The sequence below is a fragment of the Paraburkholderia jirisanensis genome (assembly GCF_054782355.1).
Genome location: NZ_BAAGSQ010000025.1, coordinates 303,622 through 329,276 on the forward strand (window position 1 = coordinate 303,622; position 25,655 = coordinate 329,276).

General features: G+C 61.1%; 31 protein-coding genes. 13 read left to right on the top strand and 18 right to left on the bottom strand.

Annotation, left to right across the window (positions count from 1 at the left end):
• Positions 1-4: 4 nt before the first annotated feature.
• The 4 genes from ACYVNQ_RS13270 to ACYVNQ_RS13285 form a co-directional block, all read right to left on the bottom strand.
• Entirely contained in the window at positions 5-1,789 is a 1,785-nt protein-coding gene (locus tag ACYVNQ_RS13270; RefSeq protein WP_460902956.1) for a GMC family oxidoreductase, read from the bottom strand.
• 64 nt (positions 1,790-1,853) lie between these two features.
• Positions 1,854-2,612, bottom strand: coding sequence for a gluconate 2-dehydrogenase subunit 3 family protein (locus ACYVNQ_RS13275; RefSeq protein WP_460902957.1), 759 nt, complete (start codon positions 2,610-2,612; stop codon positions 1,854-1,856).
• 112 nt (positions 2,613-2,724) lie between these two features.
• Positions 2,725-3,261, bottom strand: a complete 537-nt coding sequence (locus ACYVNQ_RS13280) for a GlcG/HbpS family heme-binding protein (RefSeq protein WP_460902958.1) — start codon at positions 3,259-3,261, stop codon at positions 2,725-2,727.
• Between the two features lie 205 nt (positions 3,262-3,466).
• Positions 3,467-4,276: a GntR family transcriptional regulator gene (locus ACYVNQ_RS13285; protein ID WP_460902959.1), complete on the bottom strand. Its 810-nt coding sequence runs from the start codon at positions 4,274-4,276 to the stop codon at positions 3,467-3,469.
• A gap of 186 nt (positions 4,277-4,462) precedes the next feature.
• Between ACYVNQ_RS13285 and leuC the strand changes: the two genes are divergently transcribed.
• From leuC to ACYVNQ_RS13325, 8 genes are all read left to right on the top strand, one after another.
• Positions 4,463-5,869 carry a 3-isopropylmalate dehydratase large subunit gene (gene leuC, locus ACYVNQ_RS13290; protein WP_460902960.1) on the top strand — a complete coding sequence of 469 codons (1,407 nt, stop codon included), beginning with the start codon at positions 4,463-4,465 and terminating at the stop codon, positions 5,867-5,869.
• A 71-nt stretch (positions 5,870-5,940) separates the two neighbouring features.
• Positions 5,941-6,549 carry a 3-isopropylmalate dehydratase small subunit gene (leuD, locus tag ACYVNQ_RS13295; RefSeq protein WP_460902961.1) on the top strand — a complete coding sequence of 203 codons (609 nt, stop codon included), beginning with the start codon at positions 5,941-5,943 and terminating at the stop codon, positions 6,547-6,549.
• Between the two features lie 35 nt (positions 6,550-6,584).
• Positions 6,585-7,583, top strand: coding sequence for an ABC transporter substrate-binding protein (locus ACYVNQ_RS13300; RefSeq protein WP_460902962.1), 999 nt, complete (start codon positions 6,585-6,587; stop codon positions 7,581-7,583).
• On the top strand, positions 7,580-8,422 hold the full coding sequence (locus tag ACYVNQ_RS13305; protein ID WP_460902963.1) for an ABC transporter ATP-binding protein: 843 nt from the start codon (positions 7,580-7,582) through the stop codon (positions 8,420-8,422). The genes ACYVNQ_RS13300 and ACYVNQ_RS13305 overlap by 4 nt, the downstream gene beginning before the upstream one ends.
• A complete protein-coding gene (locus ACYVNQ_RS13310; RefSeq protein WP_460902964.1) occupies positions 8,419-9,210 on the top strand; it encodes an ABC transporter permease in 792 nt (263 codons plus the stop codon). The genes ACYVNQ_RS13305 and ACYVNQ_RS13310 overlap by 4 nt, the downstream gene beginning before the upstream one ends.
• 10 nt (positions 9,211-9,220) lie before the next feature.
• On the top strand, positions 9,221-9,985 hold the full coding sequence (locus ACYVNQ_RS13315) for an ABC transporter permease (protein ID WP_460902965.1): 765 nt from the start codon (positions 9,221-9,223) through the stop codon (positions 9,983-9,985).
• A gap of 31 nt (positions 9,986-10,016) precedes the next feature.
• Positions 10,017-10,889, top strand: a complete 873-nt coding sequence (locus tag ACYVNQ_RS13320) for an isocitrate lyase/PEP mutase family protein (RefSeq protein ID WP_460902966.1) — start codon at positions 10,017-10,019, stop codon at positions 10,887-10,889.
• Between the two features lie 91 nt (positions 10,890-10,980).
• Complete coding sequence (locus ACYVNQ_RS13325; protein WP_460902967.1) at positions 10,981-11,751, top strand: molybdate ABC transporter substrate-binding protein; 771 nt, start codon at positions 10,981-10,983, stop codon at positions 11,749-11,751.
• A gap of 99 nt (positions 11,752-11,850) precedes the next feature.
• Here ACYVNQ_RS13325 and ACYVNQ_RS13330 read toward each other — a convergent pair whose 3' ends face one another.
• The 8 genes from ACYVNQ_RS13330 to ACYVNQ_RS13365 form a co-directional block, all read right to left on the bottom strand.
• Positions 11,851-12,360 carry a DoxX family protein gene (locus ACYVNQ_RS13330; protein ID WP_460902968.1) on the bottom strand — a complete coding sequence of 170 codons (510 nt, stop codon included), beginning with the start codon at positions 12,358-12,360 and terminating at the stop codon, positions 11,851-11,853.
• A 5-nt stretch (positions 12,361-12,365) separates the two neighbouring features.
• Positions 12,366-13,160: an HvfC/BufC family peptide modification chaperone gene (locus ACYVNQ_RS13335; RefSeq protein ID WP_460902969.1), complete on the bottom strand. Its 795-nt coding sequence runs from the start codon at positions 13,158-13,160 to the stop codon at positions 12,366-12,368.
• Positions 13,157-14,059 carry an MNIO family bufferin maturase gene (gene bufB, locus ACYVNQ_RS13340; RefSeq protein ID WP_460902970.1) on the bottom strand — a complete coding sequence of 301 codons (903 nt, stop codon included), beginning with the start codon at positions 14,057-14,059 and terminating at the stop codon, positions 13,157-13,159. The genes ACYVNQ_RS13335 and bufB overlap by 4 nt, the downstream gene beginning before the upstream one ends.
• Before the next feature lie 32 nt (positions 14,060-14,091).
• Positions 14,092-14,406, bottom strand: coding sequence for a BufA1 family periplasmic bufferin-type metallophore (locus ACYVNQ_RS13345; protein ID WP_460902971.1), 315 nt, complete (start codon positions 14,404-14,406; stop codon positions 14,092-14,094).
• 500 nt (positions 14,407-14,906) lie between these two features.
• Entirely contained in the window at positions 14,907-15,182 is a 276-nt protein-coding gene (locus tag ACYVNQ_RS13350; protein ID WP_460902972.1) for an HU family DNA-binding protein, read from the bottom strand.
• Between the two features lie 87 nt (positions 15,183-15,269).
• Entirely contained in the window at positions 15,270-15,482 is a 213-nt protein-coding gene (rpsU, locus tag ACYVNQ_RS13355) for a 30S ribosomal protein S21 (protein WP_460902973.1), read from the bottom strand.
• Between the two features lie 462 nt (positions 15,483-15,944).
• On the bottom strand, positions 15,945-16,550 hold the full coding sequence (locus ACYVNQ_RS13360) for a hypothetical protein (protein ID WP_460902974.1): 606 nt from the start codon (positions 16,548-16,550) through the stop codon (positions 15,945-15,947).
• Positions 16,547-16,981: a response regulator gene (locus ACYVNQ_RS13365; RefSeq protein WP_460902975.1), complete on the bottom strand. Its 435-nt coding sequence runs from the start codon at positions 16,979-16,981 to the stop codon at positions 16,547-16,549. Before ACYVNQ_RS13365 ends, ACYVNQ_RS13360 begins: the two co-directional genes overlap by 4 nt.
• Before the next feature lie 243 nt (positions 16,982-17,224).
• Between ACYVNQ_RS13365 and ACYVNQ_RS13370 the strand changes: the two genes are divergently transcribed.
• Together ACYVNQ_RS13370 and ACYVNQ_RS13375 are read left to right on the top strand one after the other, a co-directional pair.
• Positions 17,225-17,467 carry a hypothetical protein gene (locus ACYVNQ_RS13370; protein WP_460902976.1) on the top strand — a complete coding sequence of 81 codons (243 nt, stop codon included), beginning with the start codon at positions 17,225-17,227 and terminating at the stop codon, positions 17,465-17,467.
• Between the two features lie 42 nt (positions 17,468-17,509).
• Positions 17,510-17,767, top strand: a complete 258-nt coding sequence (locus tag ACYVNQ_RS13375) for a hypothetical protein (RefSeq protein ID WP_460902977.1) — start codon at positions 17,510-17,512, stop codon at positions 17,765-17,767.
• Between the two features lie 2 nt (positions 17,768-17,769).
• Here the strand turns inward: ACYVNQ_RS13375 and ACYVNQ_RS13380 are convergent, their stop codons facing one another.
• From ACYVNQ_RS13380 to ACYVNQ_RS13405, 6 genes are all read right to left on the bottom strand, one after another.
• Positions 17,770-18,870: an extracellular catalytic domain type 1 short-chain-length polyhydroxyalkanoate depolymerase gene (locus ACYVNQ_RS13380; RefSeq protein WP_460902978.1), complete on the bottom strand. Its 1,101-nt coding sequence runs from the start codon at positions 18,868-18,870 to the stop codon at positions 17,770-17,772.
• 35 nt (positions 18,871-18,905) lie between these two features.
• Entirely contained in the window at positions 18,906-19,331 is a 426-nt protein-coding gene (locus ACYVNQ_RS13385) for a CopG family transcriptional regulator (RefSeq protein WP_460902979.1), read from the bottom strand.
• 114 nt (positions 19,332-19,445) lie between these two features.
• Positions 19,446-19,670, bottom strand: coding sequence for a hypothetical protein (locus ACYVNQ_RS13390; protein WP_460902980.1), 225 nt, complete (start codon positions 19,668-19,670; stop codon positions 19,446-19,448).
• Between the two features lie 255 nt (positions 19,671-19,925).
• Positions 19,926-20,129, bottom strand: a complete 204-nt coding sequence (locus ACYVNQ_RS13395) for a cold-shock protein (protein WP_460902981.1) — start codon at positions 20,127-20,129, stop codon at positions 19,926-19,928.
• A 198-nt stretch (positions 20,130-20,327) separates the two neighbouring features.
• Positions 20,328-20,792, bottom strand: coding sequence for a pirin family protein (locus ACYVNQ_RS13400; RefSeq protein WP_460902982.1), 465 nt, complete (start codon positions 20,790-20,792; stop codon positions 20,328-20,330).
• Positions 20,793-21,252: 460 nt separating this feature from the next.
• Positions 21,253-22,134 (bottom strand): methyltransferase domain-containing protein, encoded by an 882-nt coding sequence (locus ACYVNQ_RS13405; protein WP_460902983.1) that lies wholly within the window; start codon positions 22,132-22,134, stop codon positions 21,253-21,255.
• Between the two features lie 287 nt (positions 22,135-22,421).
• Between ACYVNQ_RS13405 and ACYVNQ_RS13410 the strand changes: the two genes are divergently transcribed.
• From ACYVNQ_RS13410 to ACYVNQ_RS13420, 3 genes are all read left to right on the top strand, one after another.
• Positions 22,422-23,606, top strand: a complete 1,185-nt coding sequence (locus tag ACYVNQ_RS13410) for an MFS transporter (RefSeq protein WP_460903577.1) — start codon at positions 22,422-22,424, stop codon at positions 23,604-23,606.
• Between the two features lie 8 nt (positions 23,607-23,614).
• Positions 23,615-24,037, top strand: a complete 423-nt coding sequence (locus ACYVNQ_RS13415) for an AtzH-like domain-containing protein (protein ID WP_460902984.1) — start codon at positions 23,615-23,617, stop codon at positions 24,035-24,037.
• Positions 24,038-24,271: 234 nt separating this feature from the next.
• Positions 24,272-25,609 (top strand): FAD-dependent oxidoreductase, encoded by a 1,338-nt coding sequence (locus ACYVNQ_RS13420; protein WP_460902985.1) that lies wholly within the window; start codon positions 24,272-24,274, stop codon positions 25,607-25,609.
• Positions 25,610-25,655: the final 46 nt, after the last annotated feature.

Genomic DNA, 25,655 nt, shown 5'->3' on the forward strand with positions numbered 1-25,655 from the left:
GCTCCTATGCCTGAACCAGCGGACCCGGGTTCTTCAGATACATCTCGCGGATCGCATAAGCTGCGTAGTACGTCATCGCGCCGATCGTGTTGGTCGGGTTGATGCCGAGATTCTGCGGAAACGAGCACGCACCCGCGACGAACACGTTGTGCACATCCCATGACTGCAGATACTTGTTGACCACGCTGTTGTCAGGCCGGTCTCCCGCGATGGCTCCGCCGGTCGTATGCGTGCTTTGATACGGGCCCATGTCGAAGCGGTCGCCGGGCTTGCCCGCATTGACCGCTACCGATTTCGGCGCTGGATTCATCGCGCGTGCGACGCCGGCCGCTTTCTGGCTGACGAACTGCGTCATGCGGCCTTCGTTATCCTTCCAGTCGAACGTCATGCGCAGCAGCGGCAATCCGTAGGCATCCTTGTAAATCGGGTCGAGATCCAGATAATTGTCGCGATAAGACATCACCGACCCTTGCGTCGAGACCGCAAAGGAATGCAGGTAGTGATCCTTGACCGACTTCTTCCAGCCCGAGCCCCACTTGGGCGTGCCCGGTGGTGTCAGCGCCTGGGCGATCGGCCGTCCGCCGGTCACGGTCGCGAAGGTGATCGCACCGCCGACGAAATTGGGTGGCCCATGATCGAAGTTGTCGGCGTTGAAATCGTCGTACACCACACCGCCGGCGCCCGAGCCGATGAACGGGTTGATCGCGACGTCCTTGTCGAAGAAGATCTGGATCTTGCTGTTCTTCTGGTACGCATAGTTCTTGCCGACCGTACCTTTACCGGTGACCGGGTCATACGGCTGACCGATTCCGGAAAGCAGCAGCAACCGCACGTTATGCATCTGATAGGCACACAGCGCGACGATTTTCGCCGGCTGCTCGACACTGCGGCCTTGAGCGTCGATATAGGTGACGCCGGTCGCAATCTTGCCGGTCGAGTCGAGATTGACCTTGACCACCTGCGAGCGGTCGCGCAACTCGAAGTTAGGCATCTTTGCCAACGCCGGCAAAATACAACTCTGCGGCGATGCCTTCGAATACATGTAGCAGCCGAACAGCTCGCAATAGCCGCAGAAGTTGCAGGGCCCGAGCTGCATGCCGTACGGATTCGTGTACGCCTTCGATGCAATCGAAGCAGGCGTCGGATACGGGTGATAGCCCAGTTCGCGCGCGGCCTTGTCGAACAGCATCGACGGGTAGGCGGTCGGCAGCGGCGGCAGCGCGTAGTCGCGCGCACGCGGCGCTTCGAACGGATTGCCGCCGTTCACCATTTTCCCCTGGATGTTGCCGCCCTGGCCGGAGGTGCCGAGCACGTACTCGAACTTGTCGTAGAACGGCTCGAGTTCAGCAGCGGTAACCGGCCAGTCCTGGATCGTCATATCGGCCGGAATGAAGTCCTTGCCGTAGCGTGCTTCGTAGTGGCTGCGGATCTTCAGGTCGGCATCGGTCGCGCGGTACGTGAAGCCGTTCCAGTGCACGCCGGAGCCGCCGACGCCATCGCCAAACAGAAACGGCCCGTACTGGCGCAGCGGCAGCGCGCCTTCCTGTGCGTTGCGCCGGATCGTGACCGTCTCGCGCGCGAGGCTTTGCATCAGCCGGTTGCGTTGCACATAGGTCAGTTCGTCGGCGATACGCGGATAAGCGAAATCGGGATACGTGTCGCGGTTTTCGCCGCGTTCGAGACCGACGACGGTCATGCCGGCCTGCGCGAGTTCGATGGCCATGATCGAGCCGGACCAGCCCATTCCGACGACCACCGCATCGACTTCAGGCTTCTTTATATCGGCCATGAATGTCTCCTTTTTGTTCTGTATTGCCGGCTTGCCCCGGGCCTGTTGCAGCGAATCTTGTTGTTTACGTACTTCCGGCGATCGTCACCGGACCGAGCGGATAGGGCTTGCCTGGCTGCGCAACCCAATCGAGAAAGTCGGCGCGCGCGCCGGGAAAACCGATCATCTTCCAGCTTGCAGCGTTCTTGTTGCCGCCATGAATCGGGTCCGCGAAGTAGCCTTCTTTCGTGTTTTGCCACAACATCCCGATGAAGGCCGCGGCAGACACGTGCTCGAATTTGATCTTGCCGCCGTCCATGCCGTGCAGGATGTCGTCTTTTTGCACGACGCTCAGTTCTTCGAAATGCTTGCCAGAAAAATTCGCGACGCTATGGCTGTCGAGCGCGGCGAGGCCGGTGCGATAGACGTCGCGCGGCGTCATCCGGTTTTGATAGCCGGAGGCAGGCGGAATCTCGTGCGGGAAGGGGCCTTGCATGTACCACGCCGAAGCGTGTCCGAAGCCGCTTTCCATTTGCCGGTCGATGAAGACCGCCACGTCGAGTTCCAACGCACCGGGCCCTTCCGCGTCGGACGGAATCAGGCGGTCGATCGCAGCCTGAAGCAGCGTCCACTCGCGAGCGTTGAAAAAAGTCGGATGGTACGGCGTCGCGGCGTCGGCGGATGCGTTGCCGGCATTGGAGGCCGTGGCCGTGCTACCGCTATGCAAATCGCAGCCGGCGATGGCGCCCGCTGCAGGCAGGATCGCGACGGATTTGATGAGGAACTGACGTCGCGACGAGGCGACGGGACGTGTGTCGTCCGACTGGTCATGCTTGCCGGTCATTGCTGATTCCTTGATGGGAACGCCGGCATTGCGCCGGCGCGCCAGATCGAAAGATGGGGCGAGTGAAAAACGTCAGCGGTGGCCTGGGCCGCTCGCTGCGCTTCACTTCACGTCACTTGACGGCGTCTGCGCCTGCTTTGCAGATGTCCGCATCCTGATCGCCGGACCCGCCGCTGCACCCGATCGCGCCGACCACCTTGCCGTTCATGACCAGCGGAAAGCCGCCCGGCGAGGCGACCACCGAATCCGGATCGAGCGTTGCCTGATACGTATGGCCGGCTTCGTAGCCATTGAAGAAGGTGCGCGTTTCGCGGCGGAAACGTGCCGCGCTGCGTGCCTTGCGCACGGCAATGTTGGGGGAGGAGTTCTGCGTGTCGTCCATCTTCGCGAACGCGATCAGGTCGCCGTTCGGGTCCGTGATGGCGATCGCTTCCGGCCAGCCATGTTTTGCGGCTTCGGCTTGAGCTGCTTGCAACGCGTGGGTCGCGTCCGCGAGCGAGATCGGCATGCCGTAAGGAACGTCGAAGGGCGAGTGCGCGGGCAATCCGCCGGCAGAGGGCTGCGAGGCCGGCGTTTGCGCCAGGGCCGACGCGCCTGTCGTGCCGAGCGCGATGGCCAGCAGCGTGACGATGGACATTCGATTACGCATGAAAAGGTGTCTCCGTTCTTTTCCGACTCGTTTCTAGATACGTGTTGAGCACGCGGCTCCGCATGCCTATTGTCGCTCACATATTGTCGACAATACGCAGCGGGATAATCGCGCACCCGTTTTTTGTTGTCAACCACAAGTTTTCGATGCGTAAGGGAAGGGGCGAGATTGGCGGCTTCGAAGGCTCCAATCTCGCGCACCGGCCTTAGCCTTTATTCCAGCCGCCGTCCCGGGTGTTGATCCGTCGCATCCTCGGCTTGGCGCCGCCTTCGGCGCCGCGGCTGTCTCCCGCGTTGATGTCGGCACTCAGGCCGAGACTCGCACGCGAGCCGGCCACGTGCTGTCGCATCAGGCGCTCGGCGAGTTCGCCATCGCGCGCGCGCATGGCCCGCAGGATGTTGCGGTGCTCGTCGTCGGCGCCGGCACGCATCGGCGTGACGCCGGTGCGTGCCCGATACAGGCGCAGCAGGTAGTACATGTCGCCGCATAGATACTGGATCAGCTGCGTATTGCGGCTGCCCTGCGCGACACGCGAGTGGAAGTCCCATTTGTGGGGCTTGCGGTGAAACGGACTGGTGGGTGGCGGCTCAGCCGAAACATGGCGGAACTCCACACAGTTCTCGAGTTCGTCGAGTTCGGCATCGCTCATATGCAGCGTGGCCAGCCGGCAGGCGAGCCCTTCCATCACCTCGCGGATCGCGAAGATCTCGCTGACGTCCCAGTCCGACAAGGCGACTACACGCACGCCGATGTGCGGCACGCGTTCGATCAGGCGTCGTCCTTCAAGGCGGCTGATCGCCTCGCGCAGCGGCCCGCGGCTGATACCGAGGCGCAACGCCAGCTCGGCCTCGCTGATCTGCGTGCCGGGCGGCAACTCGCCATTCAGGATGGCCTGGTCGAGCATGTCGCACGCGCGATCGGCGAGCGTTTGCGCCGACAGACGCTTGACTGACTTCGAGTCGACGTCGTCGGCAGGCGGCAGCGCCGTGTCATGTTCCTGAATGGGCATGGTCATCTAACCGTCGAAATTAAACTGTTGACAGTCTAACTTTTACGCAGCTAACCTTCCAGCATAAATTGCAAAGCAGGGCCGCTTCCTGCCGTCAAACGTTGTTCGCGGGCGAATCGTCGCCGCGACCGGCACGTTGGCGACGCACGAGCGGCTGCCGCCACGAGACAGATGCATCGCCAAGGAGACAGCGTGAAATCGCTATTCGACGTGATCTGGGACAAGCATTTCGTGACCACGCGAAGCGACGGTCTTTCGCTGATCCACATCGACCGTCACGTGCTGCACGACCTGCACGCGCCGCCCGCGTTCGCGCGCTTGAAGAAAAGCGGCTACGCGCTGCGCCGCCCCGAGTTGACGGTCGCCGTCACCGATCACACCGTATCGACCTTGCCGGTGCGCGACGTCAACAGCAGTCCGCAAGGCGCCGAATTCATCGCTGCGACGCGCGCCGGCGCGGCACGCTACGGCATCACCTTGCTCGACCTCGATCACCCTGCGCAGGGCATCGTGCACGTCGTCACGCCGGAGCTCGGCATCGCGTTGCCGGGCGGCACGCTGGCCTGTCCCGACAGCCATGCGTGCACAGTCGGCGGCCTCGGCACGCTGGCCTTCGCCACCGGCACGACCGAACTGGTGCACGTGCTGGCCACGCAAACGCTCGCACTCCAACGTCCTCGCCAGATGCGTATTCGTCTTGACGGCGTGCTGCCGGAGCATGTCACTGCCAAAGACCTGATCCTCTATCTGATCGGCCATTTCGGCTCGAGCCTCGCGCGCGGGCATGCGGTCGAGTTCAGCGGCCCGGTCGCACGTGCGTTGCCGGTAGAAGCGCGCCTCACGCTATGCAATATGGTGACCGAGCTCGGCGGCCGCACCGGCCTGATCGCGCCCGACGACACCGTATTTTCATGGCTCGCCGGCCGGCCATGCGCACCGCAGGGCACGCAGTGGGACGCCGCGCTCGCAGACTGGCGCAACCTGAAAAGCGACGACGACGCGCAGTTCGATCACGATCTCGCGGTCGATTGCAGTGGCCTCGAGCCGCAAATCACGTGGGGCGTCGATCCGACCCACGTGTTGCCGGTGTCGGGCCGCGTGCCGGACCCTGCCGCGCTCGACTCGAACGCGCGCATCCAGCTCGAACGCGCACTCGATTACATGGGGCTCGTGCCGGGCACGCCGCTCGAAGGTGTACCGATCGATCGGGTGTTCATCGGCTCGTGCACCAACGCGCGACTGTCGGACCTCGAAAGCGCGGCGCAAATCGTGCGCGGCCGCAAGGTCGCACCGGGCATCCAGGCCGCCGTGGTGCCGGGCTCGACTGGCGTGAAAGTCGAAGCCGAACGGCTCGGGCTCGACCGGATATTCGTCGAAGCGGGTTTCGAGTGGCGCTCGTCGGGTTGTTCGATGTGCGCCGGGCTCAACGGCGACGAAGGCCGGATGGGTGAGCGCATCGTCTCGACGACCAACCGCAATTTCGCGGGCCGCCAGGGCGCGGGGGTGCGTACCCACCTCGCCAGTCCCGCCATGGCCGCGGCGGCGGCGATCGCCGGACATATCGCAGACGTGCGCCGCTACAGCCACTCGACACGCTGACGCGCGATTCAGCCCAGCCTGATTTTTGCAGATACTTTCGGGGCCGTCAGGCAACCCGCAGGAGACGGACGATGCAACGATTCGAACGCGTGGAAGGCGCAGCCGTGCCATTGCTGCAGGAAAACATCGACACCGACCAGGTGCTGCCTTCCTCTTACATGCGTGGCCTCAATCCCGACTATGCGGCCGGTTTCTTCGGCACCTTGCGCAAAGACCCGGACTTCGTGCTGAACCAGCCGGCCTACCGTGGCGCACGCATGCTGGTGGCCGGCGACAACTTCGGCTGCGGCAGCACGCGCGAACACGCAGTGTGGGCCATTGAAGCGTTCGGCTTGCGTGTGGTGGTCTCAACCAGCTTGCCGGAAGTGTTCCGCGAAAACTGCGTGAAGAACAGCATCCTGCCGCTCGTGCTGAATGCCGCCGACCACAGCCGCCTCGCCGCGGCGGTCGTTGCGGCGGCGGGGCGCGCCAGCTTCAGCGTGGATCTCGTCGCCCAGCGCATCGACGGGCCAGACGGTTTCGTACTCGAGTTCGACGTTCCGGCCGTGCAACGTACTGCGTTGCTCGAAGGGCTGGATGAAATCGGCTTGACGCTGCGCGAAGTGCAGGCAATCGAGGCTTACGAAGCGAAGGACCGCGAAAGCCATCCGTGGCAGCAGGCCTTCCGCCATCCGACCTGAATCACAACGACATTCACTATAAAGAAGGAGACAACATGGCACGATCCATTCGGCCTCTGCGCGCGTGGCTCTCAGCGAGCTTAGCCGGTTTTGCGTTGTTGGCGACAACTGCCAGCGTGCCGGTGCGCGCCGGGCAGGTCGTCGTTTCCCACTACGCCGAGCTGATGTACGGCGCGCCGTGGGCCATCGCACTCGATCAGGGCTTCTTCAAGAAACGCGGCGTCGATATTACCGAGCTGCTCACGTCGGATGGCGGCGGCACGACGATTCGCAACATGATGGCGAGCGATGTGCCGTACACCGAGACCGCATTGAGCGCAGCGCTTAGCGCGATTCACGACGGTCTCGACCTTAAGATCGTTGACGGCGCTGTCAATAATGCGGCCGATCTGGTCTGGGTCGTGAAGCCGAACTCACCGCTCAAGAATATCCACGACCTCGCCGGCAAGAAGATCGCGTACACACGTGCAAGCTCGACCACGCAGATTCTCGGTCTCGCTGCGCTGCAATCGGCCGGCGTCGATCCGACCAAGGTGACGATGCTGTCGCTAGGCACGATCGGTGGCGGGCTGACTGCGCTCGACCAGGGTGCGGTCGACGCTGCGCCCGAACTCGATCCCACCTATTCGCGCAACGCGTCCAAATACCGCGTGCTGTTTGCCGTTTCGGATGTGATGCCGCCGGTGACGCAGCACGTCGGCGTGGTCAGCACGAAATTCCTGCAAGAGCATCCGGATCAGGTGAAGGGCCTCATTCTCGCGCGGCGTGACGGCGTGCAGTTCATGAAGGCGCATCCCGATCAGGCCGTGGCGATCATCGCCAAGGCCTACGACATGCCGCCGGGTCCGATCACGCTCGCGTTCAAACGGCTGATCGCCGCCAACTACTGGAGCGAAGGCAAGCTCGACTACAGCGCGATGGATCGTGCGGTGGTTGGACTGCACGTGGCCGGCGTGTATCCCGACGCCAAGGTCGACTGGAGCAAGGTCGTCAACGAATCGGCACTGCCGGCCGATCTGAGGAGCACCAAATGAGCACGCTGCCCACGAAACAGCCGGCCGGCGCGCCGGCCTCAGCAACCGGTGTTGGCTTGCGCATCGAGGCGACAGGCCTCGTGCGGCGCTACACGCGTGCCGACGGCACCGTGCTGCAAGCGCTCGGACCGCTCGACCTCGCGCTCGAGCCAGGTGAATTCTTCTCGATCGTCGGACCGTCCGGTTGCGGCAAGTCGACGATGATCGACATCCTGTCGGGCCTCGCGCCGCCCGACGAAGGCAGCGTGAGCGCCGACGGCGTGCCGTACCGCGGCGTACCGGACGGTGTCGGTCTCGTGCTGCAGGAAGATGCGAGCTTTCCGTGGCTGTCGGTGCGCGACAACGTTGCGTTCGGCCTGAAGCGTCTTGCACGCCGGCCGCTTGATATCGCCGAACGCGTGGATCATGCACTCGAATTCATGGGCCTCGCCGATTTCGCGAACGCGCGCCCGGCTCAACTGTCGGGCGGGATGCGTCAGCGCATGTGCATCGCTCGCACGCTGGTGCTGCGGCCGCGCTTTCTTCTGCTTGACGAACCATTCGGCGCACTGGATCAGCAAACGCGCCTGCTGATGGGAGACGAACTACTGCGCATCTGGCGCGAGACGGGCGCCACCGTCCTGCTCATCACCCATTCGCTCGATGAAGCCGCGATGCTGTCCGATCGCGTAGGCATCATGTCGGCGCGGCCGGGCCGGCTGCTTGAAGTGCTGCCCACCGGATGGACGCGCGAGCGCGATAGCACGGTAGCCAGTACCCCCGCCTTCGGCGCGCTGACCGGCCACCTGTGGGAGCGGCTGCGCGGCGAATCGATGAAGTCGATGCGGGGTGGCGTATGAGCACTGCCGCGCGCACCTGGCTACGGCCATCGACGGTGCGTTGGGCTCTGGTGATCGCCGTTCTGGCGCTGCTCGAATTCGCCTGCCGTGCCGGTCTGATCGCGCGCATCACGATGGTTCCGCCTACTACGATGCTCGATGCCGCGTGGCAGGTGCTGGCCGATCCGGCGTTGCGTACGTCGGTGCTGACGACGCTCGAAGAAGTGTTGATTGCCGCGGTACTTTCGATCGTGGTCGGCATACTGGCCGGGCTGTGCCTGTTCAGGCTGAGCTGGTTGAAGCGCCTTGCCGACCCGATTCTCTCCGCGTGGTATGCGGTGCCGGTGTTCATCTTTTATCCGGTGATGATCGTGCTATTCGGTATCGGCGAGCGGCCGATCATCGCGATCTCGTTTGTGTTTGCGGTCGCGTCGATGGTGCTCAGCACCGTCACGGCACTCGAATGCATTCCGCGCGCACTGCTCAAAACGGCACGGCTGATGCGGCTCAATCCGCTGCAGCGATTCGCCCATATCTGGCTGCCCGCCGCCTTGCCGCATCTGGTAGTCGGTCTGCGCCTCGTGCTCGCCTACTCGCTGATCGGCACGATCGCCGGCGAGTTCATCCTGTCGAGCATCGGCATCGGCCACGACATCGCGTTCAGCTACGACAACTTCATGACGGCTCGCATGTATGGGCTGATCGTCATCGTGATCGCTACTTCGTTTTTGCTCAACTATCTGCTGTCGCTTCTGATCGGCCGGCTCGGCGGCTCGGTGCGCGTGCTCAAGGGGGTGTCCGGTGGCTGAAGCCTGGCAAATGAAACTCTCGTCGAGCACAGGTCGCCGCCTGCGTTTGCGTCCAGGTGGCGGCGCCACGGCCGCAGTGCTCGTCGTCGTGCTGTGGCAAGTGGCCGCACTCGCATTGGGACACGATGCGCTGGCCGGCCCGGTGCCTGCCACGCAACGGCTGTTCGCGATTCTGAGCGGTGCGCGCTATCGCCCCGAGCTGCTTGCGACGCTCGGTTCTTTTCTGCTCGCGCTAGCGATTTCGTGGTGCGGGGGTTTGCTGCTCGCAGCATGGTTCGGCACGCGACGCTTCGCCGGCGAAGTGGCCGAACCGCTGCTGGTGTCGTTCTATGCGATTCCCAAGGTCACGCTTTACCCGATCGTGCTGTTGATCTGCGGCCTGGGCATGGGCTCGAAAGTGACCTTCGGCGTGCTGCACGGCATCGTGCCGGTGATACTCGTCGGCATGGCGGCCATCCGCAACCTGAAGCCCGTTTATGCCCGCACGGCCCGTGCACTTTCGCTGTCGCCGCGCGCCGCACTCGTGCATGTGCTGCTGCCGGCGATTGCGCCACAACTGCTGACGGGCATGCGCGTAGGCCTTTCGCTCACCTTGCTCGGCACACTGATCGGCGAGATGTTCGGCGGAGAGCGTGGCGTGGGCCACATGCTCGTGCGCGCGATCAACCTCGCCGACAACGACACCATCATGGCGCTGGCTTTGCTGCTGATGGTCTTCGCGATTGCCGCCAACTGGTCGCTAGGCCGCGTGGCAGCGCGTTTTTCCGGTAGCTAAAGCGCACCCACCTTTTCAAGGACACACTTAGATGCATCCAGGAATCCGTTTGCGTGAATTGCTCGCGCGCCCCGAGATCGTCGTATTGCCCGGCGTGTACGACGCGCTATCCGCGAAACTGGCGCAAGCACATGGCTTCGAGGCGCTGCTTGCCGGCGGCAATGCGGCAACCGGCGTGCTGCTGGGCGAGCCCGACCTTGGCCAGCTCAGCATGCGCGACTATATCGATCATTACGCGCGCATTGCCGGCGCGACCACCTTGCCGGTACTGGTGGATGCCGACACGGGCTTTGGCGGTGTGCATAACGTGCAACAGATGGTGCGGCACTTCGAGCGCGCCGGTGTCGCCGGCTTCTTTATGGAAGACCAGGCCACGCCTAAACGCTGCGGTTATCTCGCCGGCAAAGCGGTGATTCCGATCGCGGAGATGGTCGGCAAGATCCACGCAGCACTCGATGCGCGTCGCGACTCGGCGCTGGTGATTTGCGCACGTACCGACGCGCTGGGTATTCACGGACGCGACGAGGCGATCGAGCGCGTGCAGCGCTATCGCGAAGCAGGCGCCGATATGACCTTCGTGCAGGGCGCGGATCGCATTGAAGACCTGCGCGCGATCTGCGAGGCTGTGCCGTGCCCACAGCTTGCGAATGTGTCGCAGGCTGCGCAGACCGCAGCGCAACCGGTGTCGCAGATCGAGCAGGCCGGGGCTGCCGCCGTGATGTATTCGATCACCACGATGCTGGCCGCCGCGCGCGCCGTCGACGACGCGTTGAGCGCATTGCGGCGCGACGGACATCTCGGTGCGGTGGCGTCGCAACTGATGCCGATCAAGCGTTATAACGAGGTGGTTGGGCTCGACGCAAAGGAACAGGCGGAGCAGCGTTACACGTCCAATGTTTTGTAAGGCTCATACCCGGCCGCTGCGGCAGATCGACAGACTGGATTAACATCCGGCGTTCTCACTGACTGACTGGCGCTTACTTGTGCCCATGCTCATGAAAAACAAAAGAGGGCTGTTTCTTGCCATCGCGCTGGTGATCGCGCCGTCCGCCCACGCGGCGGATCTGCTGGTGCTGTCTTCGGCTGCGATGAAAGGCGCACTGGCAGATTTGCCGCAACGATATCTGGCAGCCACAGGCGACCACGTAAGCGTTGTCTACGGCACCGCGGGACAGGTGCGCGACCGGGCGCTATCGGGGCAGGCGTTTGACGTGGTCATCGTTCCACCCGAACCTCTCGCGGGCTTGATCGGGCGCCATCTCGTCAAAGAGGGCTCCCAGCTGGATATCGCGCGCGTGCGGCTCGGTGTCGCGGTCAAGGCCGGCGCCGCGTTGCCCGGTATCAGTGACGACCAGGCGTTCAGGAAGGTCCTGCTCGACGCCCCGTCGATCGGGATGGCCGACCCTGCCACGGGCGCGACCTCCGGAATCTACCTCGCGAAGTTGATCGACCGTCTGGGGATCGGCAGCGTGGTGGGTCCCAAGGTCAAATACTATCCGGAAGGGCAAACCGCGATGGAAGCAATGGCGCGAGGAGAGGTGTCGCTCGGTCTGGGGCAGACCAGCGAAATCAAGCCTGTGCACGGGGTCGCGCTGGTCGGGCCCATCCCGGAAGATTTGCAACTCGTCACCACCTACGCTGCGGGTATAAGCACGAAGAGCGAACATCCGGATGCGGCGAAGCGGCTAGTTGCGTGGCTTACCGCACCGGCAGTGCAAACGTCGCTGAAGGCGAACGGATTCGATCTCATCTCGGCCGGCAACTGATCTCTTTCAAGGGTCAGCGTTGTGGCGGCCAGACGCACTTGAGCGGTCTACCGAGCCCCGCCGGGAGTGCTGCTGAAAAAGTAGCGTTGCCCGTCGATGTCACGACCTCGACACCTTCGCACGACTTGCGAGCAGGTGATCGAAAGAGATCGCGCCCGGCCCCCACGCGGCGATGCCCAGCGCCATCGCGGCCCACGTGATGTGAATCGGCCAGCCCTCGGGTACGGTCAGTTCGATCACACAAGTCATCAGCAGCAGGCCGACCGCTGCAAAGCGGGTGCCGACACCGAGTACCAGCAGCACGGGAAAACCCACTTCGCCGCAAGCCGACAGAAAGGCCACCACTGCCGGCGCGGGAAACGGATACGGCCCACCGGGCAGATGTAGCTGGAACTCGTCCGTGAACAACGTGATTGCCGTATCGTTCAGCTGCAAGAAGCCATGCCATTTCAGAATGCCGGATCTCCAGAACGGCACGGCAAGCGCGAGGCGCAACACGAGTTGGGTCAGCCACGGCTTCGCAAGATGCTGGATCCACTGGCTTGCCTGGCCAATCTTCGCTGCAACAGAAATGCCGCGCGCAGACATCGCAGTTTCTCGGTCGGACATCGTCGTCATGCTCCAGTGTGTAGCGCAGTGAATACGCCGAATGAGATCATTCCCGACAGATTGGCCGGGAGATCGAAGGAGGGCGCTGCGTCAAACGCCGCAGCTGCGGCGATGCCCAGTGATTCGCCTGCTATCAGGCTGTTCAGAAACGTGGCGGCACCAGCGGGTAGCGTGGAAACCATCACCTCCTGGGCCGGCCGTGTGATGAGCGCATTTTCGGGCTCGCTCGAACACAGCGGCTCGATCGGGCCGCTACGCCGGTTCATCGCGAAGATCGCTACGGCGGGATACGCGGAGCGCACGATGCGGGTTGCCGGATGAGGTGTGAAATGCAGATCGCCCAGTTGCTCGGGATGCATGTCGGTCAGCGTCTGCATCGGCAATACCGATCGATCGGCGGCGTGATAAGCGTCCATCCACGCCCGTTCGATTCGCGCGACGTCGCCGAGCCATGGCATCTGCTGTGCATACTCATAGCCTTCGATGAAGGCGGGAAAATCGCGGCCATACTCGAACAGTAGCGGCGAGACCGGCGGTGTGGCCCGCACATGAAAGCGCGCCATCGCCCGAAAGAATTCGCTACCGGTTATTCGCGCAACGGCGGGATAGAGGGCGGCAAGGGCGTCGATCAGGCTGACCGTCACGTTATTGCGGTAGACGTTATATCGGCTAACCACGCCTTTTCCCGCGGCAGCGACGAGCTCGCCGGGGGCGGCACTCGACGGGTCCATCAAACCTCTGGCAAAAGCCGCTGCAAAGCCCGTGGTACACGCAGGCGGGAACGCTACGGGCATCGTCATGGATGCCCCTTCAGCAGCGTGCCCATCATCCGTCGCCTCGCCGCTTGCGCCTCGCCGCGCAATACTTCCCATGCGGGCAGGCTGCTGTCCCATTCGATCAGTGTGGCGATCGGGCCTGTGCTTGCGACGACCTGTTCGTAAAGCGCCCAAACCGCGTCATCGACAGCACGATCGTGGCTGTCGATCAGCAACAGCGCTTCCTCGTCGTCACGCTGTTCGGCATGGCCCGCCAGATGAATCTCGTCGACCCGGTCGAGCGGAAAACCCGCCAGATACGCATCCGCGCAGTAGCCTTGATTGGTGGCGGAAACAAACACATTGTTAAGGTCGAGTAGTAGTCTGCAGCCGGTGCGGTGCGTGACTGCTCCGATGAATTCGGTTTCGCCCATCGTCGACGAATCGAACGCGACGTACGTCGATGGGTTTTCAAGCAAGATCGGCCGCCGAATGGCTTCTTGCATCTGGTCGATATGCTCGCAGACCCGGGCAAGCGTATCCGGCGTGTACGGGAGCGGCAGCAGGTCATTGAAGAACTGTCCGGCATGGGTGCACCATGCGAGATGCTCCGAAACGAGTATCGGCTCGTAGCGGGCAACGACATCGCGAAAGCGCTGCAGGTGCTGTACGTTCAGCGGCTCGCTTCCGCCGATAGACATACACACACCGTGAATGGATAGCGGATAGATGTTCCGGATGGTCTCGAGCGCACGATGCGCCGGGCCGCCGGCACCCATATAGTTCTCCGCGTGTACCTCAAAGAAATCATTCTTGACACTGTCGGCCAGGATAGCCGAAAGATGCTCATGTTTGAAACTGGTGCCCGCCAGTCCCGCGGACTGAGGCACCCTACGACGGGGACCATCACCAGCGGGCGTCACGGTACGGCCGCGTTCGTTCATGACAAGCCCCGTCGATCAATCGCTATGGCCGATCAGGATTTCAACGGGGTCAGCGAACCGTGGCCGCCGCCGGGCACGGCAATGCTGGTGCACGTGCCGCCCTGGACGAACTTCCATGAGTTGCCCTGGAAGTCCATCGTCGAGGTGCCCTGGCAAGTCGTGCCGGGGCCGGCTGCGCAGTCGTTTTGGCCTTTCAGCGCTACGCCGAAGCACTTTTCCTTATGCGCCGCGACCGCGGCTTTGCCTTCGGCATCGGTCAACGGCGCGGCATGTGCAGCGGAGGCGAGCAGAGTCGCAACTGCGCTTGCGAGCAGAGCGGAACTAACAGTGGTTCTTTTTGCCGACATTCGTATCTCTCCATTACGGTGACTGAAAGCGCCGCAAGCAGCGCGCGTAAATTGCCAGTGCCTGTGCGGCACCGAGCTCCCACATGGTAAGAGCTGGAGAGATAAAGGTTAATTATGCAGACTAGGGGTCTGCTACATACCGACGGATAGAGATTTTGCCAGGAGGATGGCAGAGGGTGCGAAGCGGTATTGTTACGACCGCTACGACAAACCGTTTGGTACGGAATATCCAGGCCGATATGATATTTATATCATTGAGCGGCGCTTCGACCGTTGCGGTAAAGCGCTGCCCATCTCGCCGCGCATGACACCTTTATCTTGTTAATGTTTAACGAAATTAAAGGTTAAAAGTTTGCGCAAAGCATCAAATCTGACTTATCTGGAAAGTCCAAACGTGCCCCATGCATTTCTGCGACAAACGTTCGCAGATTCATAGGGCGGCGCTTTTCGGGCAATATCGGCTCAAGACGTCCGGCACGGATCTCTATCGAGTCCGCCCATCACGAATTGACCGCATCCTTGAATGCTTTTCCGGCTGAGAACTTGACCGTCTTCGCCGCGGGAATCTTCATTTCCGCGCCGGTTGCCGGGTTGCGTCCTGTCCGTTCGGCGCGCTCGCCTGACGCGAAGGTACCGAACCCGATCAGTTGGACCGTGTCGCCGCGCGTGACCGCCTGGGTGACTGCTTCGAGAATCGCGTCGATGGTCTCCGCGGTGCTCGCCTTGCTTTCGCTGGTAGATGCTGCAACCTGATTGATGAGGTCCTGCTTGTTCATGCCGACTCCTTTTTTGTGTTGGCCGCCCGACGCGGCGTCTGGCAGGCAGTAAGCAATACGTGACCCGCCAGCACTAGTACTTCGCTATCAGTACATCTTTTTCGGCGGCAGGGAGCGCCGAATCTGCTTGCGCAGTCTCGCCACAGCTGCCGCTTTCTTCCGCTTGCGCTCGGCACTCGGTGTCTCATACATTGTGCGTGCGCGCAGTTCTTTCAACAGGCCCGTGTTTTCAATGGAACGTCGAAAACGCCGCAGGGCGACTTCCACCGGTTCGTTTGGCTTGGGAATTACGGTAGTCATTCAGTTTCCTGGGTTGCGATCCGGACAACCAGGGCGGATGGCCAGTTGAGCGCCACCTGCCAGTTGCCGTTGCGCGATGGATCCGTGTAGACCTCGAACGGTGCGCCTTTCTTTCCGTCGAGGTTAATCAGGCTGAACGGAGCGCCAAACCGGCAAACGCTGCAGCAAAGGCTCTTCGGTCCGACCCGTCATTGGCCCATGCCATACGGCTGAGCTATCGCGACCGTCGCGAGCTTTCTGTTAATCCAGCCTGCGAGATCGGGACGGAAGCTTCGGGAAATTCGAATTCCTTATATTGTACGCGCCCGACCCTCAGACTGAGGCTATCGGATAAAGTTTATCCCGTTCAATTTCTGGAGAAACTGATTGACCGGTTCGAGCTAACCGCGTATGGTTGCCCGCTCTAGTTATTTTAATCAGAGCGCAGACAAGGCCGAGCCGGATGCGCTTTGATACGCTGATTCAAAGCATGGTCAACAGGTCGAGTTGACGTGGTGTTTCTCTGCCTGCGACCAATGAGAACATGCAGCGGGTCGCTCGCTCATCAGCCGAAAACTCGTGCGTGCTCGAGAACGTGTCCCAGACAGCGCCATCGAGCGGCAACGCGGCACTGTGCCGGCGCGCGAACACCTTTAACAGCTGGCTGGCTCCGCGACGTATCAGATCGCGCTTGACGTCGAGCACATAGCAATCGTGCCCGGCGCGCAGAATCAGGTAGTGAGGGATTCGCCGCGCATCTTCAGGCGAATCTGCTGACCGACAGTCCGACCGCGCGGGCGATGTGCCGCCTGCATGATCAGGAAGATTCGGCGAAATGGTGGAGGGGCGGCTCCATACCAGCCGTAACGTCATTTGAGTCATTCGACCTTGGCGAGCGTGAATGCTGACCATCCAGGAGCGTTGCCGCAGTGGCGCCACTGTGCTGTGTGCGAAGTCTGTGTCGAGGGAAGCTTTAAAGAAGTGCGGCCTTGCCATCGTACGCGCTTCGGCGTTTTTGTACAGTGAAAGTTTCGCCGCTTTCGGGCCATGCAGCCGTATCGCCGACGTAATCCCGAGGCGCTTGCTCATTGCGCAAGCATGTTGAGCATTGCAACGACCCGCCGCGGCGAGTCGCCTTTTTGCAGGTATCCGTCGAAATCGTCGTCGTTCTGCTGGCGGCGGACCTCCCGTTCATCGAGTGCGGTGTGCGCAACGATCACCACGTTGCGGGTCTTGGGGTGATGCCGTAAAGCACGTGCAGCTTCATAGCCGTTGCACTCCGGCATCGAAATATCCATGAGGACCACGTGCGGGTCGTACGTCATTGCGGATACAACGGCCTCTTTTCCGCCGAATGCGACCGTGCACTCGATATCCTCGAGCGACAGGTAAGCCACCAGTGCATATGCAGAATTGGGATTGTCGTCGACTACAAGCAGCCGTAGCCGGGCGCTGCCCAAACTGGCGCGGCGGCCTGTCCATGGACTGAGCCTGCTGTTGGTCAAAACAGAATGCGCCATACACAATGCTCCAGTAGCCAGAATGCCGCGGCGCACTTATCGACAGGCGATCGCGGCGTGTCTGCCAGCATACGCGTGATTGTCAGGCTGCTGATCCAGACGTTGGAGACTCCTGAGCATGGCGCATGCCCTGTGGCGCGCGTTATGTTGGAATCGCCGCTGTTCCCAGCAAATTAAATGTGTGCTCCACCCGCTTCATTTCGCTGTTTTGACTCATACTGGGACCCTCTTGAAAGGTATCCGATGAAAACGCGCGTGACGTATCGCGGCTACTGGTACGAGACAGCAGCCGTGGGCAGCGGCAGCACGACCGTGTGGCAAGGCGAGATCTCGATCGGAAGGCCCGAGGAGGATGGAAGCAACACACAGGTCTTGCTGGAGCACATGGTTCCCGGGGAATTCGAAAAAATGCGCGACGCGATCGCCGCTGCAAAAGATTTCGCGCGAAGCTGCATCGACCGCATCGGCGCAGGCCTTCAACCATAAAGACGCCAATCGATTTGACATCCAGTTGTACCGGAGCCGCCCATGCTTACCATCACGCAGCAACGCCACAGCCTGACCGTCACCGAGAATCGGATCATTCAGGCCAAACTGAAGGTTAGCGAGGCGCGCAATCTGATCCACGAGCGTCAGCAACCGGGCCCCGATCCGATCGCGATACACGACACGTTGGTGCTGGCAGAGCGGGCCCTCGAAAATCTGTCGCATATCAAACGGTCTTTGATGAAAAGCATCGAACTGAAAGAGCGGGATCTCGCCAAAATCATGGGGCTTTGCAGCTGAGGTTACTTGCGGTTTTGACGTCCTTCGCCCCCTGGATGGTCGAGAAAGAAACGTAGCATTTCGGCACTCGCGTCAGGACCCGCAGGATCCGTATAAGTACCTCGCGCATCACCACCGGCCCACGCGTGAGGTGCACCGTGTATGGTCCACAATTCTGCCTCCACACCATCGGCTGAAGTCAGTCGCGATACCGAACAGTCGCGCGATCCTGCGCGCGGGCCATGTTTGTTGTTAGCGTGCTGAATCTGCGTTTCGAAGCCTCGCAGGATCCGGGCTGCATTCGCCACGTGGACAGTGTGATCGGCGTCACCATGAAAGACGATGAGTGGCCGTCGGGCTGAGGTCGTATCGACACTACGCGGCGTTCTTTCCGAAAGTTTGCCGCCTTTCATTGCGGCGAGCGCGGAGGGGAGATCATGAGCGCTGCGTGCAGGCAAACCTGAATGAACGCCAGCTGCCGCATACAGTTCGGGATACTCATCGACCATGATCGCGGCCATTGCGCCGCCCGCAGATAGCCCTGCGATATAAACACGCGCCGGATCGACGTTACGCGTCGCGATGATTTCGCGCGTGATACCTGCAATGAGCGATGGCTCGCCGCGCTCGCGCTGTTGATCGGCTGGCTTGAACCAGTTCCAGCATCGGGACGGGTTGGCCTGCTGCGGCTGCACCGGATAAGCGACGAGGAACCCATGGCGCTCAGCGAGCGAATTCATGCGCGTGCCGGTGGCAAAATCGTCAGCATTCTGCGTGCAGCCGTGCAGCATGACGATCAATGGGCTCGGCTTGCCGGCTACCGATGCCGGTACGTACAGCCGATATTGGCGGCGGCCGGCCGCATTGGCGTACGAAGCCGTGTCGAAATGGCTGCGATCCTCCGTGTCGACGACAGTCTCACGAGTAACCGACGGCGCAGCTTCGGCCGCAGGTCGTGCGGCACGTGCAACGGGGACCGTTTCCGGTGGCTCACTGCGGGTTGCGTCGGCAGAATCGCCACGAAGCGCGCGTTGTATCGCTTTGGTCGCTTCGACAGGTCCGCGCGTTTTCAACAAGGCCATCGCTTCGTGCATCGAATTCAAAAAGCCTTCATTCAGTTTCATGAATTTTGTCCAGTGATCGGATTGGGCCTGCGCGGCTAACGGACTCGATCGGCGAGTGCGGCCTTGACGGCAGGTGAAGCGTGGAAGGCGCCCAGCACCACGACGCTTTCGATGGTCGCCAGAGCGAGTTCCGGCGACACGTCATCGGCAATGCTGGCAAGTCCCAGCACATGAATGTTGAGCCGCTCGTGCGCAGCGCGTGCGGCTTCGAGGTCTTGTCGGGAGAAGTGCTGCATGCCAAGCACGAGTGCGCGACGCGTGATGGTCTCTTGCATGAACGGCGCGTGCACCGCAAGCTGGTTGCGGATTGCCGTTCGGATCAGATCGGTACGGTTTGAATAAAAGCCTTCTTCGACCAGCAGATCGATTTGCCCGAGATCGACCGGCCCAAGATTAATGGTGATCTTTTCCGATTCGCCGCCTTTGGAACGGGGCACGTCGGCAACTACCGATTTTTTCATTTCTCCATCCTTACGCCATCCATATGGATGGTTATAGGATGTTGTTGGTTGCAACGCAACATGAAAAAACGGGGCGCGGTCGTTTTCCGCGTGAATGCGATGACTGCAACGCGGCTATCCGCGCGTATCGATCCAGTGACGGGCCCAGCGGCGCGAGTACGCAATTGCCGATCGCTCGTCGTTGAAGTAGTTCAGCGCGTAGAACTCGTATTGTGTGCCGGCAAGTTCGCCTTGCGCGCGCTCGATCAGCAGGTTAGACGAAAAGGAGGCGTCGTCTAGCCGATGTGCAGAAGGTTGAACCGCATAGCCGCGGTAGTGCAGTGTAGATGTCTCAATCATGATTTTTTTACAGATGAAGCGCTCTCGTCGCAAGCGCTGCCCAACGGGATGGGGATGCGTGCGCAAACAGAGCGCAAAGGAGCGCAATGGGGAGAGCAAAAGGCGGGGGGGAAGCGGGGGTAAAACGGCGGGAAATCAGCGATGCGACTGGCGTTGCCGCCAATGCGAAAGACAGGTGTGATGTAAAACCTGATGCAAGACCTGAAGTAAAACCGTTATTGTCCGGGCTCCGCCTGGAGCCCGGATATCCTCGAGTTACAGGGGCTTGATGTTCGCCGCCTGCAAGCCCTTCGGACCACGCTTCGTTTCGTAGCTGACCTTCTGGTTTTCGACCAGGGTCTTGAAGCCATCGGCGCGGACTTCCGAGAAATGCGCGAAGAGATCGTCGCCGCCATTATCCGGGGTGATGAAACCAAAGCCCTTTGCGTCGTTAAACCATTTAACAGTACCGGTATCCATAAGATTCCTTGGAAAAAATTGAAGAACATTCCGTGCGAAGCACGAAAAGCGAAGTAAAGGAGGGAATGGACAACGAAACCGCAGACGGAAAACGCGAATGATGTACGGTGAACTTTTCTCAACTTCTGCGCGGAGCATACCAAAGTTGACGAAATCAATCAACAGAATTCGTCCGGGCCAACCGACGCGAGCCGCCTCTTATAGACCGTCAAGACGCGGACTGCTAAAACGTATCCTCTGAAATACCTCATCTGCCTGTTCCGCCCCGATCTTGCGCTCGCTGCGCAACTGCATCACCAGCCGTGCAATCTCGACTTCGCCGAACCGCAACGCAGCGGCATTGGTATGCACCGAGAAATAACCGTCCACTACTTCATAAGGACTGTGTTGCGCGGAGCCGAGCATAAACGTGCACGCGTCGTGGGCGACGAAGTCGACGCCAGGATTGGACTGGTCAAACAGCGCGAACTCGCCGGCCTCGAGCGACTCGCCACCTGCGTGTAGCGATCCTGAATGCACTGCAATCCACAATATGTCGTGATTGGCGGGCGGATCGTAGCGCCACCGATCGCCCGCGTTCAGGTCGACGTGGAGGCACGTCATGTCGATTGGCGCCTGCAACGGATTCACTTCGCCATCATATTTCCCCAGCAGGACACGCACAGGACCCTTCGATGGAACCTCGTCATGCGTAACGATGCGGTGATCAGGTTCACCCAGTTCAAGCGCAGGTGGGAGCGCAATCCATAGCCGGTAACCCGACACCGCTCCGCGCGTGATGGCGGAGCCTGTATTCCACGCGCCGCGGCCACATTGCGACCAATCCACCGCACCGGGCGCGAGCGTTCGTTGCGCGCCTCAACGCTCAACGGTGCATAGCGATCCTTGCAGCAGATAGGTGACAACGGCAATGCCCGAATGAGGATGCATCGGCAGATGGAGCGGGGCATCTCCAAGAATGAAGCGATCCAGTTGCACAAACGGCGTCGATGATCGTCCTACGTTGGAGGGACACGCGAGCCGCGTCAACTGCCCGTTGGTGCGCCCTGCCGTGCGCAACGAGATACGGCGGGACGGGCGCGCGTTACGTGTTTCGCGGGGGGATTCAGGAGATTCCATGCTGTCAGTCAGCGTGCTCGCCGCGCGCGATCATCGTGTAGAAGTTGCATGACGCAAAGAACGTGTTGTCCCGCGACGCACACTCCAGCACGTCGACATAATCGCTCGCTTGTTGCTCTGTCATCACCCCGGCACTCGGCAGCAAGACACGCAGCGCCGGCAGTGTAGACGACCAGAAATCGGCCCGTCCAATATCGGCTGCGACGTACGCTCTTGTCCATTCAAGCTGGAAACCGTGGTTGGCGAACAGTCTGGGCATCGCCCGCATCACTCGGCCCTGTGTGTGGCCCGCGATGGCCTGTAACCGGTCGGTTTCCGCGCCGCCGTCCGGCGCGTCGGTCGCGTACGTGAGCGACTCGAAGTCGCCGTCGAACACGACAATTCTGCCGTGCGGGCGAAGCAGCCGACGCGCCTCCCGCAACACCGTGGCCGGATCGACGACATGGCTGACCAGCGTGTGCATGACCACGACGTCGAACTGAGCCTGCGTTTCATCGATTGAATGCGCGTCGCCGCTCAGGAAGTCGATCTTCCCGGCAAGCCCTTCTTCGGATGCGAGGCGCTTCCCCGCCTCTACGAGGTAAGGGCTGATGTCAATCGCAGTGATAGTCCCGTTAAAGCCGGCCCGACTCGCAAACGTTCTTGCAATCACGCCCGTGCCGCAACCCAGATCGAGAACCGATTCGTCTCCGCGAAGTTCAAGCGCGCTGAGATATTCGTCGATGACCTGTCGAAAGAAAGCGTGTTTGGCGCGCGCTTCCAGACGGGTCGCAATAGCCAGCAGCGCTTTCTCGTCCGCATCGAAGGTCCGCGCGAACACATCGGGTCCTTTCAGTTGCTGTTGGGTGACCGTGGCGGCCTTCGGTTGGTTGAGGCTTGAATTCATGTGGCAAAAACATCCGGTGATTAACCTTCCAGGGAAGATACATGGATTTCCCAGACAGAAAATTAAACATCACTGTTTCACGGATGCGCGACAAAGCTGGCTCGCAGACACTCGGTGCAGCCGCGCTGCGCATGTCCTTAAACGCCCACAAATACGTCATTTTCAGCACCGCACGGCGACGGTTATGCTTTAGACATTTTCACGGCTCGCGTGACCGCAAGTGCAGCAATGCCGGTGCCGCGGCGATCTCAGCAGGGTACGTTCAGACGGCCTCGCAAGGAGGTGGTATGGAACGTCAACTACTCGTGCTCGCGCTCGGCATGTTCGCGATGGGCACCGACAATTTCGTCGTAGCCGGGATTCTTCCGGGAGTCGCTCAATCTCTCCACACGTCGGTCAGCGTAGCGGGCCAGATGGTCACGCTGTACGCGTTGACATATGCGGTGATGGCGCCGGTCATGGCGGCCCTTCTGGGAGCATGGCCGCGCAAGCTCGTCCTCGTCATGGCGCTGGCAATCTTCGTCGCCGGCAACGCCATCAGCGCGACGGCGAGCGACATCTACGTGGTGCTTTTCAGCCGGATGCTTGCGGGTCTGGGCGCCGCGATGTTCTCGCCGACCGCGCTAGGCGTTGCCTCATCGATTGCCACACCGGAGAAGAGGGGGCGTGCGCTGGCGACTGTCACCGCCGGTCTCACCGCGGCAACGGCACTCGGCTCGCCCATCGGCACCTTCATTGGCGGATTCGGCAGCTGGAGGAGCACGCTCTGGTTTGTGGCGCTGCTTGGAGTTGTCGCAATGCTCGGCGTAGGGACGATGATGCACGCTGTCCCCCGTGCTGCAACGACGTCGCTGCGGCAAAGGCTCGCGCCGCTCGCAGATGTGCGTATTTCGCTAACCTTGCTTACGTCGCTATTCGCGTTTGGCGGTTTCCTGATGGTCTATACCTACGCCGGCCTGGTGCTGGACCGGGTGACAGGGGGTGACGCACGTGTACTCGCCGGGATGCTGCTTTTCTGGGGCGTCGCGGGAACCATCGGCAACCTGCTGTGCGGGCGGCTGGTCGATCGCTTCTCGAGCCGGGGAATTGTCGCTGCTGGTTTGATAGTGGGCGCGCTCAATTTCTGTGCGCTGCCGTGGACCTCGACGCATCCCGTAACTGCGGTTATTTCGCTGGTTATCTGGGGTTTGTGCGGATGGGGAATACTTGTTCCGCAGCAGCATAGACTGGTTGAGCGTGCGCCACATGCAGCGCCATTGGTGCTGGCTCTCAACAATACGGCCACCTATGGCGGGCTTGCCTGTTCCGCGGTGTTTGGTGGGCTCGTGCTCCTTGGTGTCGATCGACACTATCTCAGCATCGTTGGAGCCGTGTTTATCATCATTGCGTTGGGGCTTTCGGAAGCGTCGTCCCGCTTCGTGAAGATGCAGCCTTGGGCCAGACGTAACCACTCCAACCCTGCGTCATCCTGATCAAGAATATGACATCATTGATTCAAATCAACATAGAACACGTGGTTGCCGAAGTTGCCGCTGCGTTCGCTGCGTATGAGAAGGCGCTAGCCGACAACGACACGTTCCTGATTAACGCGTTGACCTGGGAAGGTCCGCGAACGGTTCGTTACGGTCTGGGTGAAACGCAGTATGGGAGCGAGGCAATCCGGAAGTCTGGTTCGGATCGTCACCGCATCAGCACCAACCTCCTGGCGAAAACAACCATAGTGACAACGTTCGGATACGAATACGCGACGGTGAACACTGAGTTCGCCTCCGGGCAGTCCGATCTTCGTGAGCGACGGACCGTGGTTTGGGCACGTGTGGGCCCCGATTCGCAGCCGGAAGCGGGATTGCATGGCGGCTGGAGAATCGTCGCGTCGCACGACAGCGTCATGTCCCCTCGTTAGGCAGCGTGGCTGGCTTGAGAATTTAAAACATAACAACGCAGAGTCGGATCTTTAAAGCCATTGAGTCATAGCGAAAAAGCCTTCTTTTATCGCGCAATAGAAAAATAGCGGCTCAGTGGAATAGACCGGAATTCCATGTGTTTTATCTGGTATGCATGGCGAAGTAATCATCATGCTAACGGAACCTCTTGAATAGAAGGTTCCCGACTGGAACATGGAAACCGGAGAAGGTGTATGCGTATCGGAAAACGCGCGGTAGTGATCGGCGCGGGAATGGGCGGGCTATCAGCCGCGAGAGCGCTGGCCGATAGCTTCGACGAGATTCTTGTACTTGAACGGGAGACGCTCACGCCGGCCATCGCTCCGCGCGCAGGCGTTCCACAAGGCAGGCATCCGCATTCGCTGCTGCCGGGCGGGGCGCGCGCGCTGAGTGAACTATTCGACGATTTTCCAGAGTTGCTCCGCGATGCCGGCGCGAACGTAACGGACTTTGGAAAGAGAATGCGGTACGAGTTCCCCGGCCAGGACGCGCTGCCCGAGCGAGAGATCGGGATCGATATGCATATCTGCACGCGGCCGCTTGTCGAGAGCGTTGTACGTCGCTGCGTGAGTGCTTGCAAGAACATCGTCATTCTCGATGGGCGGCGTGTCACCGAACTTCTATGGTCTGGCGACGACCCCGTCGTCGAAGGTGTGCGATGTGAGACCCGTGAAGGCGCCGTTGAAGTGCATGAGGCAGATCTGGTGGTCGACGCATCCGGCCGTGGAGAGCTGACGCTCGGATTTTTAAGGCTGATCGGCAGGCAGCAACCGCCTGAGACGACGATTGGCGTCGACTATACCTATGCAACGGCCATCGTTGATTTCCCCGACGGAGAACCCGACGAGCTGACGGTACTGACATTCCCCAACGCGCCACATAGCACCCGAATCGGCGCACTCGTCAAACGTGAAGACGATCGCTTTTTTGCTTCGCTGTGCGGCCGTGGCGTCGACACACCACCCGCTGAATGGCAGGCGTTTGTCGAGTTCGCCGCAACGCTGCCGACCGATACGATCCATCGCACACTAAAGCGCGCGAGGTTGCACGGGAAGATAGTGCAATTTGCTTTTCAGGAAAGTCGATGGCGCCATTTCGATCAGGTCGAAGGATGGCCGCACGGGCTCATTGCCATAGCCGATGCGGTATGCCGTTTTAATCCGGTGCATGCTCAGGGTATGACGGTGGCGGCCAAAGAGGCGGTTGCGCTGCGCGACATCCTCGCCGCTCGTCGAGGCTCGGCCAATCCGCTCGAACGATTGATGGAAGAACTGATGGCCAGGGTCGATCCACTCATCGACAATGTGTGGGGCCTTGCGGCGCTGCCTGACCTCGCGTTTCCGGATGCGCGTGGCGACCGTCCGGACGACCTGGATGAAGCGTTGGAATACCAGTCTCAGGTCAGCAAGGCGGCGCTGCTGGACCACGGAGTTCACAAGTTGTTCCTCGAGGTTATCGGCTTGATCACACCTGCGCAGGCACTACACGCACCGGACATCGTCGACAGGGTGAGGCGCCTGACCAGCCGTTGACCGTGTCGCAACATCGGCTCACTCCGTTGTGATCCTGGAAGCATAA

Coding starts and splice junctions, on each gene's coding strand:
- ACYVNQ_RS13270 (WP_460902956.1), bottom strand. CDS start 1,789: ATGGCCGATATAAAGAAGCCTGAAGTCGATGCGGTGGTCGTCGGAATG.
- ACYVNQ_RS13275 (WP_460902957.1), bottom strand. CDS start 2,612: ATGACCGGCAAGCATGACCAGTCGGACGACACACGTCCCGTCGCCTCG.
- ACYVNQ_RS13280 (WP_460902958.1), bottom strand. CDS start 3,261: ATGCGTAATCGAATGTCCATCGTCACGCTGCTGGCCATCGCGCTCGGC.
- ACYVNQ_RS13285 (WP_460902959.1), bottom strand. CDS start 4,276: ATGACCATGCCCATTCAGGAACATGACACGGCGCTGCCGCCTGCCGAC.
- leuD (WP_460902961.1), top strand. CDS start 5,941: ATGCAACGATTCGAACGCGTGGAAGGCGCAGCCGTGCCATTGCTGCAG.
- ACYVNQ_RS13300 (WP_460902962.1), top strand. CDS start 6,585: ATGGCACGATCCATTCGGCCTCTGCGCGCGTGGCTCTCAGCGAGCTTA.
- ACYVNQ_RS13305 (WP_460902963.1), top strand. CDS start 7,580: ATGAGCACGCTGCCCACGAAACAGCCGGCCGGCGCGCCGGCCTCAGCA.
- ACYVNQ_RS13310 (WP_460902964.1), top strand. CDS start 8,419: ATGAGCACTGCCGCGCGCACCTGGCTACGGCCATCGACGGTGCGTTGG.
- ACYVNQ_RS13315 (WP_460902965.1), top strand. CDS start 9,221: ATGAAACTCTCGTCGAGCACAGGTCGCCGCCTGCGTTTGCGTCCAGGT.
- ACYVNQ_RS13320 (WP_460902966.1), top strand. CDS start 10,017: ATGCATCCAGGAATCCGTTTGCGTGAATTGCTCGCGCGCCCCGAGATC.
- ACYVNQ_RS13325 (WP_460902967.1), top strand. CDS start 10,981: ATGAAAAACAAAAGAGGGCTGTTTCTTGCCATCGCGCTGGTGATCGCG.
- ACYVNQ_RS13330 (WP_460902968.1), bottom strand. CDS start 12,360: ATGTCCGACCGAGAAACTGCGATGTCTGCGCGCGGCATTTCTGTTGCA.
- ACYVNQ_RS13335 (WP_460902969.1), bottom strand. CDS start 13,160: ATGACGATGCCCGTAGCGTTCCCGCCTGCGTGTACCACGGGCTTTGCA.
- bufB (WP_460902970.1), bottom strand. CDS start 14,059: ATGAACGAACGCGGCCGTACCGTGACGCCCGCTGGTGATGGTCCCCGT.
- ACYVNQ_RS13345 (WP_460902971.1), bottom strand. CDS start 14,406: ATGTCGGCAAAAAGAACCACTGTTAGTTCCGCTCTGCTCGCAAGCGCA.
- ACYVNQ_RS13350 (WP_460902972.1), bottom strand. CDS start 15,182: ATGAACAAGCAGGACCTCATCAATCAGGTTGCAGCATCTACCAGCGAA.
- rpsU (WP_460902973.1), bottom strand. CDS start 15,482: ATGACTACCGTAATTCCCAAGCCAAACGAACCGGTGGAAGTCGCCCTG.
- ACYVNQ_RS13360 (WP_460902974.1), bottom strand. CDS start 16,550: ATGAGCAAGCGCCTCGGGATTACGTCGGCGATACGGCTGCATGGCCCG.
- ACYVNQ_RS13365 (WP_460902975.1), bottom strand. CDS start 16,981: ATGGCGCATTCTGTTTTGACCAACAGCAGGCTCAGTCCATGGACAGGC.
- ACYVNQ_RS13370 (WP_460902976.1), top strand. CDS start 17,225: ATGAAAACGCGCGTGACGTATCGCGGCTACTGGTACGAGACAGCAGCC.
- ACYVNQ_RS13375 (WP_460902977.1), top strand. CDS start 17,510: ATGCTTACCATCACGCAGCAACGCCACAGCCTGACCGTCACCGAGAAT.
- ACYVNQ_RS13380 (WP_460902978.1), bottom strand. CDS start 18,870: ATGAAACTGAATGAAGGCTTTTTGAATTCGATGCACGAAGCGATGGCC.
- ACYVNQ_RS13385 (WP_460902979.1), bottom strand. CDS start 19,331: ATGAAAAAATCGGTAGTTGCCGACGTGCCCCGTTCCAAAGGCGGCGAA.
- ACYVNQ_RS13390 (WP_460902980.1), bottom strand. CDS start 19,670: ATGATTGAGACATCTACACTGCACTACCGCGGCTATGCGGTTCAACCT.
- ACYVNQ_RS13395 (WP_460902981.1), bottom strand. CDS start 20,129: ATGGATACCGGTACTGTTAAATGGTTTAACGACGCAAAGGGCTTTGGT.
- ACYVNQ_RS13405 (WP_460902983.1), bottom strand. CDS start 22,134: ATGAATTCAAGCCTCAACCAACCGAAGGCCGCCACGGTCACCCAACAG.
- ACYVNQ_RS13410 (WP_460903577.1), top strand. CDS start 22,422: ATGGAACGTCAACTACTCGTGCTCGCGCTCGGCATGTTCGCGATGGGC.
- ACYVNQ_RS13415 (WP_460902984.1), top strand. CDS start 23,615: ATGACATCATTGATTCAAATCAACATAGAACACGTGGTTGCCGAAGTT.
- ACYVNQ_RS13420 (WP_460902985.1), top strand. CDS start 24,272: ATGCGTATCGGAAAACGCGCGGTAGTGATCGGCGCGGGAATGGGCGGG.